Here is a 16,430-nt window from a genome sequence, read left to right as displayed (position 1 = left end):
TGTTTTTGTTGAAACTACGCGGCCCCCCCCGGTGTCTCCCCTTATGCGGTCGGCGGCGGCGTCAGATGGGTAAAAGAGACCACCCCTGCTCCACGGCCGGCCTCACCCGGGCCGGCCCACCGCCTTGAGGTACCCGGAGAACCCGCCGGGGGTCCGCCCCTCCAGGCGGGACGAGGTGAGCACACGGGTGGTGTCGGTGGCGATCACGCGCACCCGGCGGCCGTCACCGCCGTCGCGCTCCCCCGCCAGGGCCCGCACGGCCTCGGCCAGGCCGACGTCCTCGTGCTCGGCCACCGGCGGGAATCCGCCCACGGCCTCGTAGAGCGACCACGGCAGCCCCAGGTTCGCCCCGTGCACGTGCGCGTGCCCCTCCTCGTGCCGGTAGCCGCGGAGCCAGGCCTGCCGCAGCGGTCCCTGGCGCACGTCCACCGTGCCCAGCACGAGCGCCTCGTCGCGGCCGGCGGCCACGGTCTGCGCCAGCAGCCAGTCGGCGGGGACGCGGCTGTCGGCGTCGGTGGAGGCGAGCCAGAGGCGCTCGGCGGGCACGTCGGGGAACAGCGCGCGGGCCCGGCGGGCGCCCTCGACGCGGGCCCGCCCGACGCCGGCCTGCCCGGCGGTCGGCTCCCCCAGTTCGAGGACGTGGATGCGCGGGTCGGCGGCGCGGGCCTCGAGGGCGGCGGCCACCGTGGCGTCGTCGCAGCGGTCCGCGGCGACCACGACCGCGGCCGTGCCCTGCGCGTGGTGCTCCTCCCAGCGGTCCAGGGCGGCGGTGAGGGCCGCGAGCGCGGCCGGCAGCCGCTCCTGCTCGTCCTTGGCGGGCACCACGACGACGGCGTGGGTCGCGGCGGCGGCCCGCACGTGGAGGCTGAGCCGGAAGTCGTCCTCCACGAGCTCGGTGCGCAGCCGCCAGCGCGGGTCGGCGGCGACGCGGGCGTGCACGGCGTCCCCGTCCAGCGGCCAGCCCTCGATGGGGTGGCGCCAGTGGCACAGCAGCAGCTCACCGCCGGGGGCGAGCGCGGCGTCGGCGTCGTCGATCAGCGCGTCGAGCTCCTCGGGCTGCAGGAAGTAGCCGATCTCGGAGGCGATCACGAGGTCCGCGCCGGCGACGTCGGCGGGCCAGTCCGCGGGCAGCACGGCTCGGCGCACCTCGGCGTGCGGCGCGCCGGCCAGCCGGGCGGCGGCGCGCTCCACAGCGGTGCCGGAGGCTTCGAGGCCGACCACGCGGTCCGCGCGCGCGGCCACGTCCGCGGTGAGCACGCCGATGGACGCGCCCGCCTCGACCACGGTCCCGTAGCGGGGCCGGGGCAGGACGGCGAGGGTGAGCGCCCGCTTGCGGGCCTCGTACGACGAGCTGAGGTAACGCCACGGGTCCTCCTGGGCCCGGTAGAGCCGGTCGAAGACGGCGGCGGCCCGGTGGGCGTCGGCGTCGTCGGGGCCGGAGACGCGGTGGGCCTCGAACGGGCGCTCGTGGTGGGCGAGCACGGCGGGGCCCAGGATCGCCTCGTCGCCGGGCGCGGCGGAGAGGGGCCGGACCTGGGAGGCGTGCGCGTCGAGGGCGGCACGGCGGGCGGCACGGTCGTCGTCGGTGAGCGGCAGCCGTCGGTAGCGGCGGGCGGGCAGGTCGGCCGGGTCGGCCCAGTGCCAGAACCAGATGGGGAAGGCGTAGAGCGGCAGGTCGCACTCGCCCGCGACCGCGCCGACGGCCCGGCCCACGGCCTCGTGGTCCGCGTGGCCGTCGCCCGGGTCGTGGGAGGCGAGCACGGCGGGGCCGGGGTGGGCGTCGAGGGCCGCGGCGACGGCGTCGCGCACGGCGTCCTCGTGCTCGGCCACGCCGGAGTCGGGCAGGGCCAGGGACGCCCAGGTCAGCCGGTCCCGCGCCGGGGAGCCGGGGCCTGCGGAGGCGGGCAGGCCGGCGGCGAGGGCGTCGAGGGCGTGCTCCATCTCGTCCCGACGCAGCCGGACCAGGTCCGCGGGCGTGTGCGTGGGCGAGTGCGGGTGGGAGGCCTCGCCGGCGGTGGCGACCAGCACGTGCACGCGCGCCCCGTCGCGCAGGGCGGAGCGGATCAGGCCGGTGGCGGCGAGGGTCTCGTCGTCCGGGTGCGCCACGGCCACGAGCAGCAGCGTCTCCGCGTCCCAGACGGGCAGGCGCAGCTCCGGCAGCTCGCCGACGCCGCCCTCGGCCCAGGCCGCCTCGGACGTGCCGTCGTCGGTGTGGGAGAAGCTCACCACGTCCAGCCGCCGTCGGTCTCGCCGGTCAGGAGCGCGCCGCCCAGCCGGGCGTCGTCGCGGTGTCCGTGGTGCTGACGCAGGTAGACCTGCAGGTCGGCGACGGCGCGGGCGTGCGCGGCGCTGCCGGTGAGCGGGCCGGGGCCGGTGGCCTGCCCGACGACGTCCATCACCTCGGTGCACAGCTGCGCCACGGTGCCGCGGATCCGGTCGGCCTCGACCATGCCGCGGCCGTGGTCCAGGCGGCCGGCGTCCACGTCGTCGGCGGCACGGGCGAGCAGGGCGGCCATCGCGTGGAGCAGCCGGTCGACGCGGCCGAGCGCCGCCTGGCCGATCTGGTCCGGGCCCGGTCCGCGGCCCTCGGCCTCGGCGGCCGCGCGGGCGGCGGTGGCGTTCCGCAGGGTGCGGGCGATGCCGACGGCGCCGCCGAACCACACCGCCGCCACGCCGATGCCGCCCCACGCGAAGCCGGGCCGGCGCAGGTACCACTCGGCGCCGCCGACGGCGCTGCCGGGGACGGCGTCGAAGGCCAGGCCCACCGTGCGGATCGGGGCGAGGCCGAGCGCGGGCCAGGCCGAGTCGGTCTCGGCCACGCCGGGGTGGGACAGGTCCACGAGCACGGCGCGGCGGGTGCCGTCCGCCTCCCGGCCGGTCACGACGGCGGCCGCGCACCGGTCCGCGAGCGAGCACCACGGCTTCTCGCCGTCGAGCAGCCAGGCGGTGTCGGGGCCGTCCGGGGCGGGGCGCAGGGCCGGGGTGCGGCCGCCGGACTCGGAGGCGTAGACGCCGAGCAGCCCGGCCGGGGCGGGGACGCCGGCCTGGGACAGGATCGAGAGCGCGTCCAGATGGGGCTCGAGCACGCGGGCGGCCGAGAGGTCCTGCGCGGCGACGGAGGCGAGCAGCTCCCACTGCTCCCGGGTGCGCCCCGCGCCGGTCAGCGGCAGGTCGAGCGGGGCGGCGTCCTCGCCGGACGGGGCGCCGGACGCCGCACGGAGCAGCTCGACCATCGCATCGACGTCGCCGTCGCAGGCCGCGGCGGCCGCGAGGAGGGCCTGCTCGGCCGGGCGGTCCACGGCTCCACCCGGGACGAGACGGACGGGCTCGGGCTGGGCCATGGGTGGGGACCTCCTCGTCGACGGCGCCCGGGCCGGTGCGCCCCGGGGTCGAGGATTCACCGTAGTCAGCACGGGCACGGCGGGGAATGGCCGGTGCGCCGGGGGCGAAGCGGCCCGCTCTTTCTTGACATGTTCCAGAGAACCGGATGGGATCGACCGGCATGGAGACCACGACGCGGGACGAGGACGAGCGCACGCTGCTGCGCGGCGTCGGCCTGCGCGTGACCCGCCCCCGCCTGGCGGTGCTGACCGCCCTCGCCGACCACCCCCACGCGGACGCGTCCACCGTGCTGGCCGCCGTGCGTCGGGCCCTGCCCGGCACCTCGCACCAGGCCGTCTACGACTGCCTCCACGCGCTCACCGAGGCCGGGCTCGTGCGCTCCCTGCAGCCCGCCGGCTCCCCGGCCCGCTACGAGATCTGCACGGGCGACAACCACCACCACCTCGTGTGCCGCGGCTGCGGCACGGTCGTCGACGTGCCGTGCCGCACCGGCTCCGCCCCGTGCCTCGACGCCCCCGAGGACCACGGCTTCGCGGTCGACGAGGCCGAGGTCTACTACTGGGGGCTGTGCGCCGGCTGCCGGGAGTGACCGCCGGCGTCGCCCCGGTGGGCCGCGCGTCTTCCCCCGTCCGCCCGCCCGTGCCAAGGTGTGGCACATGACCGAGAACACCGCCGCCCTGCCCGCCGCCGAGCGTCCCGGCACCCCCGCCCTGCCGCAGGACCTGATCGACGTCGACGCCCTCCTGGAGGCGTACCACACCGGTCACCCGGACGTGACGGACCCGGCGCAGAAGGTCGTGTTCGGCACCTCCGGCCACCGCGGCTCCGCGTTCACGACCTCGTTCAACGACGACCACATCGCCGCCATCACGCAGGCCGTGGTCGAGTACCGCGCGCACCACGGGATCACGGGGCCGGTCCTCGTCGGCAAGGACACGCACGCCCTGTCCGGGCCCGCGCAGGACACCGCCGTCGAGGTGCTGCTGGGCAACGACGTCGAGGTGCTCGTCGACTCCCGCGGCGGCTACACGCCCACCCCCGCCGTCTCCCACGCGATCCTGCACCTGAACGCCGGGCGCGAGCTGTCGCCGTCGGGCTTCGCGGTGGACGGGGACAACGCCGGCCTCGTGGACGGCCTCGTGATCACCCCCTCGCACAACCCGCCCGCGGACGGCGGCTTCAAGTACAACCCACCCCACGGCGGCCCCGCGGACACCGAGGCGACCACGTGGATCGCCGACCGCGCCAACGAGCTGCTCGCCGCCGGGCTGGCGGGCGTGCACCGGGTGGCGAGCGCCGACGTCGCCGGCCACGCGAAGCTGGGCGGCTTCGACTTCCTGGACCGGTACGTGTCCGATCTGCCGCAGGTGATCGACGTGGAGGCGATCCGCGAGGCGGGCGTGCGCATCGGCGCCGACCCCATGGGCGGGGCGTCCGTGGCGTACTGGGGCGAGATCGCCGACCGCCACGGGCTGGATCTGACCGTGGTGAACCCGGAGGTGGACCCGCGGTTCGGGTTCATGACCCTGGACTGGGACGGCAAGATCCGCATGGACTGCTCGTCGCCGAACGCGATGGCCTCGCTGATCGAGCGGATGACCCCGGACGCGGACGGGCAGGCGCCCTTCGACGTCGCCACCGGCAACGACGCCGACGCGGACCGGCACGGGATCGTCACCCCCGACGGCGGGCTGATGAACCCGAACCACTACCTCGCCGTGGCCATCGACTACCTGTACCGCCACCGCCAGCAGTGGCCCCAGAGCGCGGGCGTGGGCAAGACCCTGGTGAGCTCCTCGATGATCGACCGCGTGGCCGGGGACCTGGGCCGCGAGCTCGTGGAGGTGCCGGTGGGCTTCAAGTGGTTCGTGCCGGGCCTGCTGACGGGCACCGGCGTGTTCGGCGGCGAGGAGTCCGCGGGCGCGTCCTTCGTGCAGTTCGACGGCAGCCCGTGGTCCACCGACAAGGACGGGCTGCTGCTGTGCCTGCTGGCCGCGGAGATCATCGCCGCGACGGGCCAGTCCCCGTCCGAGCGGTACCGCGACCTCGTCGCCCTGCACGGCGACCCGGCGTACGCGCGCATCGACGCCCCCGCGACCGCCGAGCAGAAGGCGAAGCTGAAGACCCTCTCCCCCGACGACGTCCCCGTGACCGAGCTGGCCGGCGAGACCATCCTCGCGACGCTGACCAACGCCCCGGGCAACGACGCCCCGATCGGCGGGCTCAAGGTGGTCACGCAGCACGCGTGGTTCGCGGCGCGGCCCTCCGGCACCGAGGACGTCTACAAGATCTACGCGGAGTCCTTCCGCGGCCCCGAGCACCTGACGCAGGTGCAGGCGGAGGCGCAGCGGCTGGTGGACGCGGTCATCGGCTGACCCCCGCCCCATCTCCCCTCCCCCCGTCCGCTTTCGTTCGCGAAACGGCGGCGTGTCGCACCGCTTTCGTTCGGGAAATGGCGGGGCGCGTGCGCCGTTTCCCGAACGAAAACGCCGTGGCGCCCGTCGGGGCGGCACCAGCGGCCGGAGGACGACGACGGCGCCCCGCCCTGCCGCCGCACAGGGCGGCTCGGTAGCGTGGCCGACATGAGCACGCAGCCCCCCGGTCTGACTACCGGCTCCCCCGACACCCCCGACGACGATCCCGTCCGCGAGCCGTTGCCCACCGAGGCCCTGCCGATCGCGCCGGCCGGGCCCCGACCCGAGGAGCCGCGGGCCGCCGTCGAGCGGCTGCGCGCCCCCGCCCGCTCCCGCGCCGCCCACCCGCGCGCGGTGCGGGTGCGCCAGCTCAAGGGCCTGAAGCGGATGCTGACCGAGCACACGGACCGGTTCGTCGCGGCGCTCGGCACGGACCTGGGCAAGCCGGCCACCGAGGCGCTGATCACGGAGATCGTCTCGGTGCGCTCCGAGGTGGACCACGCGCTGCTGCATCTGACCGACTGGATGGAACCGCGGCCCGTGAAGCTGCCGCTGGCCCTGCGGCCCGCGAGCGCGGAGGTCAGGCCGCGGCCCAAGGGTCTCGTGCTGGTCATCGGCGCGTGGAACTACCCGGTGCAGCTCGCGCTCGCCCCGGTCGTGGGTGCGCTGGCGGCCGGCAACACGGTGGTGCTCAGCCCGTCGGAGAAGGCCCCGGCCACGGCGGCGGCGCTGCAGGAGCTGGTGCCGCAGTACCTGGACTCCGCGCTGGTCTCCGTGGTGGCGGGCGGCAAGGAGTGCAACACCGCGCTGCTGGCGGAGCCGTGGGACCACATCCTCTACACCGGCGGGGAGCGCGTGGGCCGGATCGTCTACGAGGCGGCGGCGAAGACCCTCTCCCCCGTGACGCTCGAGCTGGGAGGCAAGTCGCCGGCGGTGGTGACGCCGTCGCGGAACACGGGCGCGATGGCCCGCCGCATCGCATGGGCGAAGTTCACCAACGCGGGCCAGACGTGCGTGGCCCCGGACTACGTGCTGGCCGTCGGCGAGGCCGCGCTGCGCCAGGTGACCGCCGAGATCCCCGCCGCCCTGCGCGAGTTCTACGGCGACGACCCCCGCGCGTCGAAGGACTACGGCCGGCTCATCTCCGCCGAGCACGCGGAGCGGCTGCGGGAGATGCTCCAGGCGGACCTCGACGCCGGCGCCGAGCTGCTCGTCGGCGGCGACGTGGATGTGGCGGCGCGGTACATGGCGCCGACCGTGGTGACGGGCGTCAAACCGGACGGCGCGCTCATGCAGGAGGAGCTGTTCGGCCCGATCCTGCCCGTGCTGACCGTGGACACCTTCCAGGACGCCCTGGACTTCATCGCGGAGCGCCCGCACCCGCTGGCCGCCTACCTGTTCACGGACCGGCCGAGCTACCACCGGGCGTTCGACGAGCAGGTGCAGGCCGGTGGCCTCGGCTACGACGTCGGCCTGCTGCACGCCGGCATCGCGACGCTGCCGTTCGGCGGGATCGGCGCGTCCGGGATGGGCGCGTACCACGGCATCCACGGGTTCGAGACGTTCTCCCACCTGCGCCCGTCCATCACGAAGTCGGACCAGGTGGACACGCTCAAGACCGCGTACCCGCCGTACGGGCGGATGAAGCGGGCGCTGCTGCCGAAGATGCTCTGAGGGGTGGGGGTCAGCGCTGCGGCCAGAAGCCGCGGCGGTCGTAGACCTCCGCGAGGACGTCGGCGCGGTCGGTCATGACGCCGTCGACGCCGAGGTCGAGCAGGCGCTCGATCTCCGCGGGCTCGTCCACGACCCACACGTGCACCGGCAGGCCCGCCGCGTGGCACCGCCGCACGAAGTCGGCGGTGGCCACGGGCACGCGGCCGTGCCGGACGGGCACCTGCACGCAGTCGACGTCGAGGGCGTACCGGCGCAGCCAGCGGGTCAGTCCCAGCGGACCCAGCGTCACGAGCGCCGCGATGGCGGCCGCCCCGCCCGACGTCGCCACCCGCGCCGGCCCGTACGCCCGCTCGGGGTGGCCGAGGCGGGCGAGGGCGCGCCGGAAGAGGCGGCGCCGCGAGTCGTGGAATGAGGCGACGAGCACGCGGTCCCAGGCGCCGTGCTCGGCGAGGATGCGGGCCAGGGCCGGGGCCGACGCGCGGTCCTTGAGGTCCACGTTGAGGCGGGCTCCGGGGAGTGCCGTGAGCAGCTCGGTGAAGTGCAGCAGCGGCTCCCCGCCGACCGTGACGTCCGCCAGCCGCTCCCACGTGTGGTCGCGCAGCCGCCCGCGGCCCGTGCTGACGCGGTCCAGGGTCTCGTCGTGGAACACGACGAGCTCGCCGTCCGCCGTGGTGCGCACATCCAGCTCGAGGTAGGTGAACCCGGCCTCCCAGGCCGCGCGGAACGCGGCCAGGGAGTTCTCCCGGTCGACGGCGGCGCCCCGGTGCGCGAACCCCAGCGGGTGGCCGCGACGGGCGGGGACGGAGTCGGTGAGGTAGGCGGGGGCGGGACGGGGCGAGGTCGGACGCACGGGATCACCGTAGCGGGGACGGGCGGCGGGGTGCCCGCTTCCGCAGCCGGGAACGCGAGAGGTCGGAATGAGCGTCAGATCGGCCCTCATTCCGACCACTCACGTGACAGGTGGGGCCGACGCGCCCGCCCTCAGTCCTCGACCGGGAGCTCCAGCATGGGACGGTGCTCGTAGAAGGTCTGCAGCACCACGGTGGTCCGGGTGGACACCGACGCCGTCTGGCGGATCTCCGTCACCAGCGCCTCGAGCTCCCGCGGGGAGCCGACGCGGACGAAGAGCATGTACGCGGCGTCGCCGGCCACGGAGTGGCATGCCTCGATCGCCGCGATGGACTCGAGGAGCTCGGGGGCGTCGTCGGGCTGGCGCGGGTCCAGCGGGCTGATCTCGATGAACGCGGAGAGCGGCCTGCCCACGGCCTCGGGGTCGAGCAGCGCACGGTAGCCCGTGATCACGCCCGTGCTCTCGAGCCGGCGCAGGCGCGCCTGCACCGCGGAGGTCGAGAGGCCGACCCGCTCGGAGAGCTGGGCGAGCGTGGCGCGCGGGTCATGGGAGACGGCGGCCGCGAGCCGCGCGTCGACAGGGTCGTCCATGCGCCGCACGCTATCAGCCGGCCCCGGCCGCCGGGTTGACAGCCCCGTGCCCTCATGGAACCCTTCCGGCAAGTGATCCGCCTCACCGGATATTTTCCGGCGATTCGACCTCAGGAGGGTTCCATGTCCACCACTCTGCAGCCCGCCCGGACCGACGTCGTCGTTCCGGAGACCCCGGCCGACGCGCGCACCGTCGAGACCCACCCGGCCTGGCTCCGCCTCAAGGCCGCCGCCACCGCCCTCCAGCCCCTGCAGGTCAAGGACGGCTCCATCCCGGACCCCGCGGACCACGCCGCCGCGCGTGAGCACGTGGAGACCATCGTCGCCGCCGTCGAGGAGCTCGCCCCGCTCTTCCCGCACGACGCCGCCTACCTCGCCACCCTGCCCCGCGACTTCGCCCGCTGGGCCGACGGCGGCTTCGCCGAGCCCGACTTCCTGGACTCCCTCGTCGCCTTCCAGCCGCAGGACCACCGTGTCGACGGCGTCCGGCACCTCGTGGTCTTCCCGATGTACATGCAGAACGGCTCCCCCGACCGGCACGTGGAGGCCCTCGTCGTCGAGACCATCTGGCCCGAGTTCATCGCCGCACTGGAGGCCGGCGACTACGGCAACCGCCTCTTCCTCTCCCTGCGCCTGATCGACTTCACCCCCGGCTACGACACGAACTCCGCCGTGCTCTTCCCCGAGACCGTGGCCATGCGCGAGATCCCCACCTTCACGTGGGGCGCCATCTTCCAGGACCGCGAGGCCGCCCGCTTCCGCCGGGTCGTCACCGCCGCCGCCGAGGTCACCCAGCTCGAGCTCCCGGCCGAGCTCGCCGAACTGCTCTCCAGCCAGGAGCTCGCCGAGGGCACCTTCGTGATGTGGGACCTCATCCACGACCGCACGCACATGCGCGGCGACCTGCCCTTCGACCCGTTCATGATCAAGCAGCGCATGCCCTTCTTCCTCTACACGCTCGAGGAGATGCGCTGCGACATGACCGCCTTCCGCGAGTGCGTGGCGATCGAGCGCCGCCTCACGGCGCGCGCCGCCGCCGGTGAGCAGCTCACCGCGCTCGAGGAGCAGACCCGCCGCCACGCCGGGCTCGTGCAGCACGCCGTCCTCTTCGACCGCGTCTTCCGCTTCGCCCTCACCGGCTCCCGCGTCCGCAACTACGACGGCCTCGGCGGCCAGCTGCTCTTCGCCTGGCTGCACCGCAAGGACGTGATCCAGTGGCGCGACGTCGAGCTCAGCGTGGACTGGGACCGGCTCGCCGACGCCGTCGTCGAGCTGGGCGACGCCATCGACACGCTCTACTGGGAGTCCATCGACCGCCCCAAGACCGTGCACTGGCTCCAGGCCTACGAGCTCGTCGCCTCCGTGGTCACCCCGCACCCGGCCTCCGTGTGGGCGCAGGGCCTGCCGCGCGAGGTGCTCGCCGGTCCGCCCAAGGGCTACACCGACCTCGTGCTCGACGACGAGTTCCCGCTGTCCATGTTCTTCGAGGCCCTCGAGAAGAAGATGCGCGGCGTCATCGAGTCCACCGCCGGGATCCGCGGCACGGACGCCTGACCCGTGGCCGCCCTGACCGACCGCGCCGTCCTGATCGCGGGCGCCACGAGCGCCTCGGGCCGGGCCGTCACGCGCACGCTCCTCGACGCCGGCGCGCACGTCGTCGCGACCGGGCGCGACGCCGCGAAGCTCGCCCCCCTCGCCGCACTCGGCGCCGAGACCGCGGCCCTGGACCTCACGGACGAGGCCGCCGTCCGCGGCCTCGTCGAGGACCTGCACGCCCGCGGCACCCGGATCGACGGCCTGCTCCACCTGGTGGGCGGCTGGCGCGGCGGCGGGGGCCTCGCCGGCCAGTCCGAGGAGGACTACCGCGCCCTCGAGGCCTCGTTCACGGCGCTGCGGCACGTGAGCCGGGCCCTCGACGACGACCTGCGGGCCTCGTCCGCCGGTCGCCTCGCGATCGTCTCGTCCACGGCGGTGACCCGGCCGCTCGCCGGCGGCGCGAACTACACCGCGGTGAAGGCGGCGAGCGAGGCATGGACCCGCGCGGTGGCCCAGGGCTGGGCCAAGGCCGCCCGGGACGCGGAGGCGCCGCTGCGCTCGGCGGCCGTCGTGTTCCGCGTGAAGTCCCTCGCCGGGCTCGAGGAACGGCTGGCCGAGGAGTGCGCGCGACTGTGGAAGGCTGAGGCGGGCGCGCTGAACGACGCCGTCCTCACGCTCCAGGAGAAGGGAACGTAACTGACATGCAGAGGATCCACGATCCGCAGGAGCGGGGCTTCGCCTCGGACAACTACTCCGGCGTCCACCCGGAGGTGCTCGCGGCGATCGCCGAGGCCAACGGGGGCCACCAGGTCGCCTACGGCGAGGACGTGTACACGGCCCGCCTCCAGGAGGTCGTGGCCCAGCACTTCGGCGAGGACGCCACCGTGTGGCCGATGTTCAACGGCACCGGGGCGAACGTCGTCGGGCTCCAGGCCATGCTGCCCCGCTGGGGCGCGGTGATCTGCGCGGACACCGCGCACATCCACGTGGACGAGGGCGGCGCGCCCGAGAAGTCCGCCGGCATCAAGCTGCTGCCCGTGGCCACCGACGACGGCAAGCTCACCCCCGAGCTGATCGCCGCCGAGGCGTGGGGCTGGGGCGACGAGCACCGTGCCCAGCCCCTGGTCGTCTACCTCACCCAGTCCACCGAGCTCGGCACGGTCTACACCCCGGAGGAGGTCAAGGCCATCACGGACTACGCCCACGAGCACGGGATGCGCGTCTACATGGACGGCGCCCGCATCGCCAATGCCGCGGCCTCCCTGGGCCTGCCGCTGCGCGCCTTCACCACCGACGTCGGCGTGGACGTGCTCTCCCTCGGCGGCACCAAGAACGGGGCGCTGCTGGCCGAGGCCGTCGTCGTGCTCGACCCGGACGCCGCGGACGGCCTCGTGTACCTGCGCAAGAACCAGATGCAGCTGGCCTCGAAGATGCGCTTCATCTCGGCGCAGCTGCTCGCCCTGTTCGACGGCGACCTGTACCTGCGCTCCGCCCGCCACGCCAACGCCATGGCCGCCCGGCTGCGCGCCGGCATCGAGGCGGGGGTCGCCGACGGCTCGCTGGCCGGCGTCGAGTTCACGCAGGCCACGGACGCCAACGCCGTGTTCGCCGTCCTGCCCGAGGGCGTGGCCGACCGGCTGCGCGCCCGCTTCCGGTTCTACGACTGGGACGCGGCGCGCCGCGAGGTGCGCTGGGTGTGCGGCTTCGACACGACCGAGGAGGACGTGGACGCGTTCACGGCGGCGCTGCGCGCCGAACTCGTCCCCGCCGTCTGACGGACGCGCCCGGCCGGGATACCCTTCTACCACCGTGCAGCAGGGTGGGACGCCGCGGCCTTCGACGCGCGTCCGACCGCTCCTCCACCGAAAGGCCACCGTGGACACCAGCGCACCCCGGACGTCCCCGTCGACGCCGCCCGCCTCCGCCGCCCACATCACCCCCGAGGGCGGCTCCCTGCGGCGCACCCTCAAATCCCGGCACCTGACGATGATCGCGATGGGCGGCGCCATCGGCACGGGCCTGTTCGTGGCCTCGGGCAACACCATCGCGACCGCCGGCCCCGGTGGCGCCCTTGCGGCCTACGTGGCCATCGGCTTCATGGTGTTCCTGCTGATGCAGTCGCTCGGCGAGATGTCCACGTACCTGCCGGTCTCCGGCGCGTTCGAGGAGTACTCGACCCGCTTCGTGAGCCCCTCGTTCGGCTTCGCCATCGGCTGGAACTACTGGTACAACTGGGCGATCACGGTGGCCGCCGAGCTCGTCGCGGCGGCCCTGATCATGCGGTACTGGCTCCCGGACGTGCCCTCGTGGATCTGGTCCGCGACCTTCCTCGTGCTGCTCTTCGGCCTCAACGCCCTCTCCACGCGCGCCTACGGCGAGAGCGAGTTCTGGTTCTCGCTCATCAAAGTCGCCACCGTGGTGATCTTCCTGGTGCTCGGCGTCCTGATGATCGTCGGCATCCTCGGCGGCTCCTCCCCCGGCTTCCACAACTGGACGGACGGCGAGGCCCCCTTCGTGGGCGGCGGCGCCGGCATCCTGGCGATCTTCATGGTGGCCGGCTTCTCCTTCCAGGGCACCGAGCTGGTCGGCGTGGCCGCGGGCGAGGCCGAGGACCCGGAGAAGAACGTGCCCAAGGCGATCCGCACCGTGTTCGTGCGCATCCTGCTCTTCTACGTCGGCGCGATCACCGTCGTCGGCTTCCTCATCCCCTACACCAGCCCCCACCTGCTGGGCAGCGACGTCGAGGACATCTCGATCTCCCCGTTCACGCTCGTCTTCGAGAACGCGGGCGTGCTCGCCGCCGCCTCCGTGATGAACGCCGTGATCCTCACGGCCATCCTCTCCGCGGGCAACTCGGGCCTGTACGCCTCCACCCGCATGCTCTGGGCCCTGGCCGACTCCGGCAAGGCCCCGCGCTTCCTGGCGAAGGTGAACCGGCGCGGCGTGCCCATGAACGCCCTCTACGCCACCACCGCGGTGGGCGCGGCGTGCTTCCTGACCACGTTCATCGGGGACGGCGCCGCCTACGTGTGGCTCGTCTCCGCCTCGGGCCTGGCCGGGTTCATCGTGTGGATGGGCATCGCCTGGAGCCACTACCGGTTCCGGCGGGCCTACGTCGCGCAGGGCCACGACCCGAAGGACCTGCCCTACCGCGCCTTCCTGTTCCCCCTGGGCCCGATCGTCGCGCTGGTCATGTGCGCCGTCGTGATCCTCGGCCAGAACTACCAGGCGTTCATGGGCGACGTGGACCTCGTGGCCGTGGCCAGCGCGTACATCGGCCTGCCCCTGTTCCTCGCGCTGTGGCTCGGCCACAAGCTCGTCACCGGCTCGAAGCCGGTCCGCTACGAGGACGCCGACCTCACCCGCGTCCTGGACTGAGTCCCCCACCTCGGAGGTCGCCGTGCCCGCCCCCTCCTCCCACGCTCCCGCCGCCACCCACACCGCCCGGGGCCGCCTGGTCTGGGTGGACGTCGCGCGCGGCCTGGCCCTGGTCGCGATGATGGTCGCCCACACGGCGCCCGCCGGCGGCCCGGGTGGGGTGCTCCACCTCTCCGAGCACCTCACCGCGCCCCTGTTCGCGGCGCTCGTGGGCGTGGGCGCGCGCCTCGAGGCGGAGTGGCTGGGCCGTGGCCGGGCCGTGCCCCGCGCGCTTGTGCGGGCGGCCGCCCTGTGCGGGGCGGCGTGGCTGACCGGGCTCTTCGGGGCGGCCGTCGTGAACGTGCTGGCGCACCTGGCTGTGCTCACGGTGCTCATGGCACTGCTGGCCGCCCTCCCCCTCGCCGCGCACCTCGTGCTCGCCGTCCTGGCCGGCGGAGGCGGCCTCCTGCTCGCCGCCACACCGACGGCCGACGTCGTCGACCGGCTCCTCCCCGCCGCGCAGGCGCTCGGGCTGAGCCGCGCGACGCTGACCCCGTGGGTCTCCGCGTTCCTCACGGACGGCCCGTACCGTCTCCCCCTGTTCCTCGCGTGGGCGCTGCTGGGGGCGGTGCTGGTCGCCACCGTCCACGGCACGACGACGGCGGCCCCGGCCCGGCGCGCACGGCTCACGGGGCTCGCCTGGGCGGCCGGGGGGATCGCGCTGGCCGGCGTCGTGCTCGCCCTGTCCCGGACGCAGACCGGCGCCGCCCCCGTGCCCTACACGGCGACCCCCGCGGAGGCCCTGCTGGACACGGGCCTCGTGCTGACCGTGCTCGGCGGGTGCGCGGCCCTGGCGCCGCGGTGGGCCGGGCTGCTGGCCGTGCCCGGCGCGATGACGCTGTCCGTGTACGTGGCGCACCTGTGGTACCTCGGCTGGGTGCGGGGGCTCGGACCCGGGCCGTGGCGCAGCGCCACGGGCACGGACGACACGTGGTTCAACCTGGCCGTGCTGGTCGTCGGCGCGCTGCTGCTGCCGCTGCTGTGGCGGGCCGTCGTGCGCGTCGGCCCGTTCCGCGCGGGGCCGCTGGAGGGCGTCGTCCGCCTGCTGACGGCCCCGTTCGACCGCGCGCGCTGACCGACGTCCATCCCAGCGGGTAGCCTCGAGAGCGTGAGCGAGCGAACCACCTACCTGCTGATCGACGGCGAGAACATCGACGCCACCCTCGGCACGTCCATCCTGCAGCGGCGCCCCCAGCCCGACGAGCGGCCACGCTGGAAGCGCCTGCTCGGCTACCTCGAGGACCGCTGGGACCAGCCGGTCAAGGGCCTGTTCTTCCTCGCCATCGACGGCGAGATCCCCATCCCGTTCGTCCAGGCGCTCACCGCCCTCGGCTTCCAGCCGATCATGCTGCGCGGCGAGGGCAAGGTCGTGGACATCGGCATCCAGCGCACCGCGGAGGCGCTGCTGGGCCGGGAGGACGACGTCGTCCTCGTCAGCCACGACTCCGACTTCGCCCCCCAGCTCACCGACCTCGCGGCCACGCCGGGCCGACGCACCGGGATCGTGGGCTTCGAGGAGTTCCTCTCCCACGAGCTGCGCCGCATCCCCGGGGTCGAGTTCTTCGACCTGGAGCACGCGGTGGGCGCGTTCGACTCGGCCCTGCCGCGCCTGCGCGTGATCGACGTCGAGGCGTTCGACCCGTACGAGTTCCTCTGACCGCCGGGGCGGCCCGCGGCTCAGTCCGCGGGCAGCTCCAGCAGGCGTTCGACGGTGGCGGCCACCCCGTCGTCGTCGCACGCCCCGACCACGCCGTCCGCCGCGGCCAGCAGCGACGGGTGGCCCGAGGCCACGGCCAGGCCGAGACCGGCCCACTGGAGCATCTCCAGGTCGTTGGGCATGTCCCCGAACGCGACGACGTCGGCCGGCGCGACCCCCCGGCTCGCGGCGAACTCAGCGAGGGTCGCGGCCTTGTGCACGCCCGGCGCGGACATCTCCACGAGCGCGATGCCGGGCGCGGAGTGCGTGGCGCTCACGAGCTCGTCCAGCTCGGCGCGGGCCGTGGCGAGGAAGGCGTCCGGGGCCAGGGTGTCCGAGCGGGCCATCAGCTTCACCACGCCCAGCCGACCCGGCAGCGCGGCCTCGAGCGTGGCCGCCGCGTGGACCTCGGCCCGGAACTCGGCGCGCTCGGAGAACGCGTGCTCCCAGAAGAAGCCCTCGAGGGTCTCGGCGCCGAAGGACACGGTGCGGTCCAGGGCGCGCAGCCGGTCCGTGGCAGTCCACACGGCCTCGACGGGCATGGGGTGGGCGATCAGGACGTCGTCCGTGGCGGTGTCCACGACGACGGCGCCGTTGGAGCAGATCACCGGTCCGACGGGACCGAGCTGCGCGCTCAGCGGGCCGAGCCAGCGGAGGGGACGGCCGGTCACGAACACCACCTCGACGCCGGCGTCGCGGGCGTCCCGCAGCGCCGCGATGGTGCGCGGGCTCAGGCGCCCCGAACGCGTGTGCCGGTACCCGATGATGGTGCCGTCCAGGTCCGTCGCGATCATCCGCGGACGGCGCGAGGGCAGGGGCAGGGCGGGCATGCGCCCAGTCTAGGCCCCGGCTCCTCTACACATCTGACGCTGCCAACACTCACATAAGTGGAGGGATCTCTGGGCCCCATT

General features: G+C 74.6%; 14 protein-coding genes. 9 read left to right on the top strand and 5 right to left on the bottom strand.

The annotated features are described in order from the left end of the window. Positions 1–102: 102 nt before the first annotated feature. Entirely contained in the window at positions 103–2,226 is a 2,124-nt protein-coding gene (locus tag FLM69_RS09340) for a PIG-L family deacetylase (protein WP_063189192.1), read from the bottom strand. After that, positions 2,223–3,341 carry a hypothetical protein gene (locus FLM69_RS09335; protein ID WP_063189163.1) on the bottom strand — a complete coding sequence of 373 codons (1,119 nt, stop codon included), beginning with the start codon at positions 3,339–3,341 and terminating at the stop codon, positions 2,223–2,225. The genes FLM69_RS09340 and FLM69_RS09335 overlap by 4 nt, the downstream gene beginning before the upstream one ends. A gap of 161 nt (positions 3,342–3,502) precedes the next feature. On the opposite strand from FLM69_RS09335, the gene FLM69_RS09330 reads away from it, so the two are divergent. The 3 genes from FLM69_RS09330 to FLM69_RS09320 all read left to right on the top strand — a co-directional run bounded on the left by FLM69_RS09330 (position 3,503) and on the right by FLM69_RS09320 (position 7,430). Then, the gene (locus FLM69_RS09330) at positions 3,503–3,931 is read left to right on the top strand and encodes a Fur family transcriptional regulator (protein ID WP_002858246.1); all 429 of its coding nucleotides are present in this window, start codon (positions 3,503–3,505) and stop codon (positions 3,929–3,931) included. A 67-nt stretch (positions 3,932–3,998) separates the two neighbouring features. After that, positions 3,999–5,717 carry a phosphoglucomutase (alpha-D-glucose-1,6-bisphosphate-dependent) gene (gene pgm, locus FLM69_RS09325; protein WP_036380774.1) on the top strand — a complete coding sequence of 573 codons (1,719 nt, stop codon included), beginning with the start codon at positions 3,999–4,001 and terminating at the stop codon, positions 5,715–5,717. A 207-nt stretch (positions 5,718–5,924) separates the two neighbouring features. Continuing rightward, complete coding sequence (locus FLM69_RS09320) at positions 5,925–7,430, top strand: aldehyde dehydrogenase family protein (RefSeq protein ID WP_141843988.1); 1,506 nt, start codon at positions 5,925–5,927, stop codon at positions 7,428–7,430. A 10-nt stretch (positions 7,431–7,440) separates the two neighbouring features. On the opposite strand, the gene FLM69_RS09315 is transcribed toward FLM69_RS09320, so the two are convergent. Further along, on the bottom strand, positions 7,441–8,280 hold the full coding sequence (locus FLM69_RS09315) for a glycerophosphodiester phosphodiesterase (protein ID WP_134417071.1): 840 nt from the start codon (positions 8,278–8,280) through the stop codon (positions 7,441–7,443). Between the two features lie 131 nt (positions 8,281–8,411). After that, positions 8,412–8,870 carry an Lrp/AsnC family transcriptional regulator gene (locus tag FLM69_RS09310; protein ID WP_134417070.1) on the bottom strand — a complete coding sequence of 153 codons (459 nt, stop codon included), beginning with the start codon at positions 8,868–8,870 and terminating at the stop codon, positions 8,412–8,414. 123 nt (positions 8,871–8,993) lie between these two features. Between FLM69_RS09310 and FLM69_RS09305 the strand changes: the two genes are divergently transcribed. The 6 genes from FLM69_RS09305 (at position 8,994) to FLM69_RS09280 (ending at position 15,480) form a co-directional block, all read left to right on the top strand. Continuing rightward, on the top strand, positions 8,994–10,424 hold the full coding sequence (locus FLM69_RS09305; RefSeq protein ID WP_141843986.1) for a DUF6421 family protein: 1,431 nt from the start codon (positions 8,994–8,996) through the stop codon (positions 10,422–10,424). A gap of 3 nt (positions 10,425–10,427) precedes the next feature. Continuing rightward, positions 10,428–11,102: an SDR family oxidoreductase gene (locus FLM69_RS09300; protein WP_036380768.1), complete on the top strand. Its 675-nt coding sequence runs from the start codon at positions 10,428–10,430 to the stop codon at positions 11,100–11,102. Positions 11,103–11,107: 5 nt separating this feature from the next. After that, positions 11,108–12,181 (top strand): low specificity L-threonine aldolase, encoded by a 1,074-nt coding sequence (locus tag FLM69_RS09295; protein ID WP_036380765.1) that lies wholly within the window; start codon positions 11,108–11,110, stop codon positions 12,179–12,181. A 100-nt stretch (positions 12,182–12,281) separates the two neighbouring features. Continuing rightward, on the top strand, positions 12,282–13,784 hold the full coding sequence (locus FLM69_RS09290; RefSeq protein WP_141843984.1) for an amino acid permease: 1,503 nt from the start codon (positions 12,282–12,284) through the stop codon (positions 13,782–13,784). A 22-nt stretch (positions 13,785–13,806) separates the two neighbouring features. Continuing rightward, positions 13,807–14,898: a hypothetical protein gene (locus FLM69_RS09285; protein ID WP_141843983.1), complete on the top strand. Its 1,092-nt coding sequence runs from the start codon at positions 13,807–13,809 to the stop codon at positions 14,896–14,898. Positions 14,899–14,931: 33 nt separating this feature from the next. Then, positions 14,932–15,480, top strand: a complete 549-nt coding sequence (locus FLM69_RS09280; RefSeq protein ID WP_141843981.1) for an NYN domain-containing protein — start codon at positions 14,932–14,934, stop codon at positions 15,478–15,480. A gap of 20 nt (positions 15,481–15,500) precedes the next feature. Here the strand turns inward: FLM69_RS09280 and FLM69_RS09275 are convergent, their stop codons facing one another. Next, complete coding sequence (locus tag FLM69_RS09275) at positions 15,501–16,349, bottom strand: HAD-IIB family hydrolase (RefSeq protein WP_141843979.1); 849 nt, start codon at positions 16,347–16,349, stop codon at positions 15,501–15,503. Positions 16,350–16,430: the final 81 nt, after the last annotated feature.

Origin of the sequence: Micrococcus sp. R8502A1 (assembly GCF_006704135.1) — a bacterium.
GTDB lineage: Bacteria > Actinomycetota > Actinomycetes > Actinomycetales > Micrococcaceae > Micrococcus > Micrococcus luteus.
This window is presented reverse-complemented; position numbering and strand designations above follow the sequence as displayed.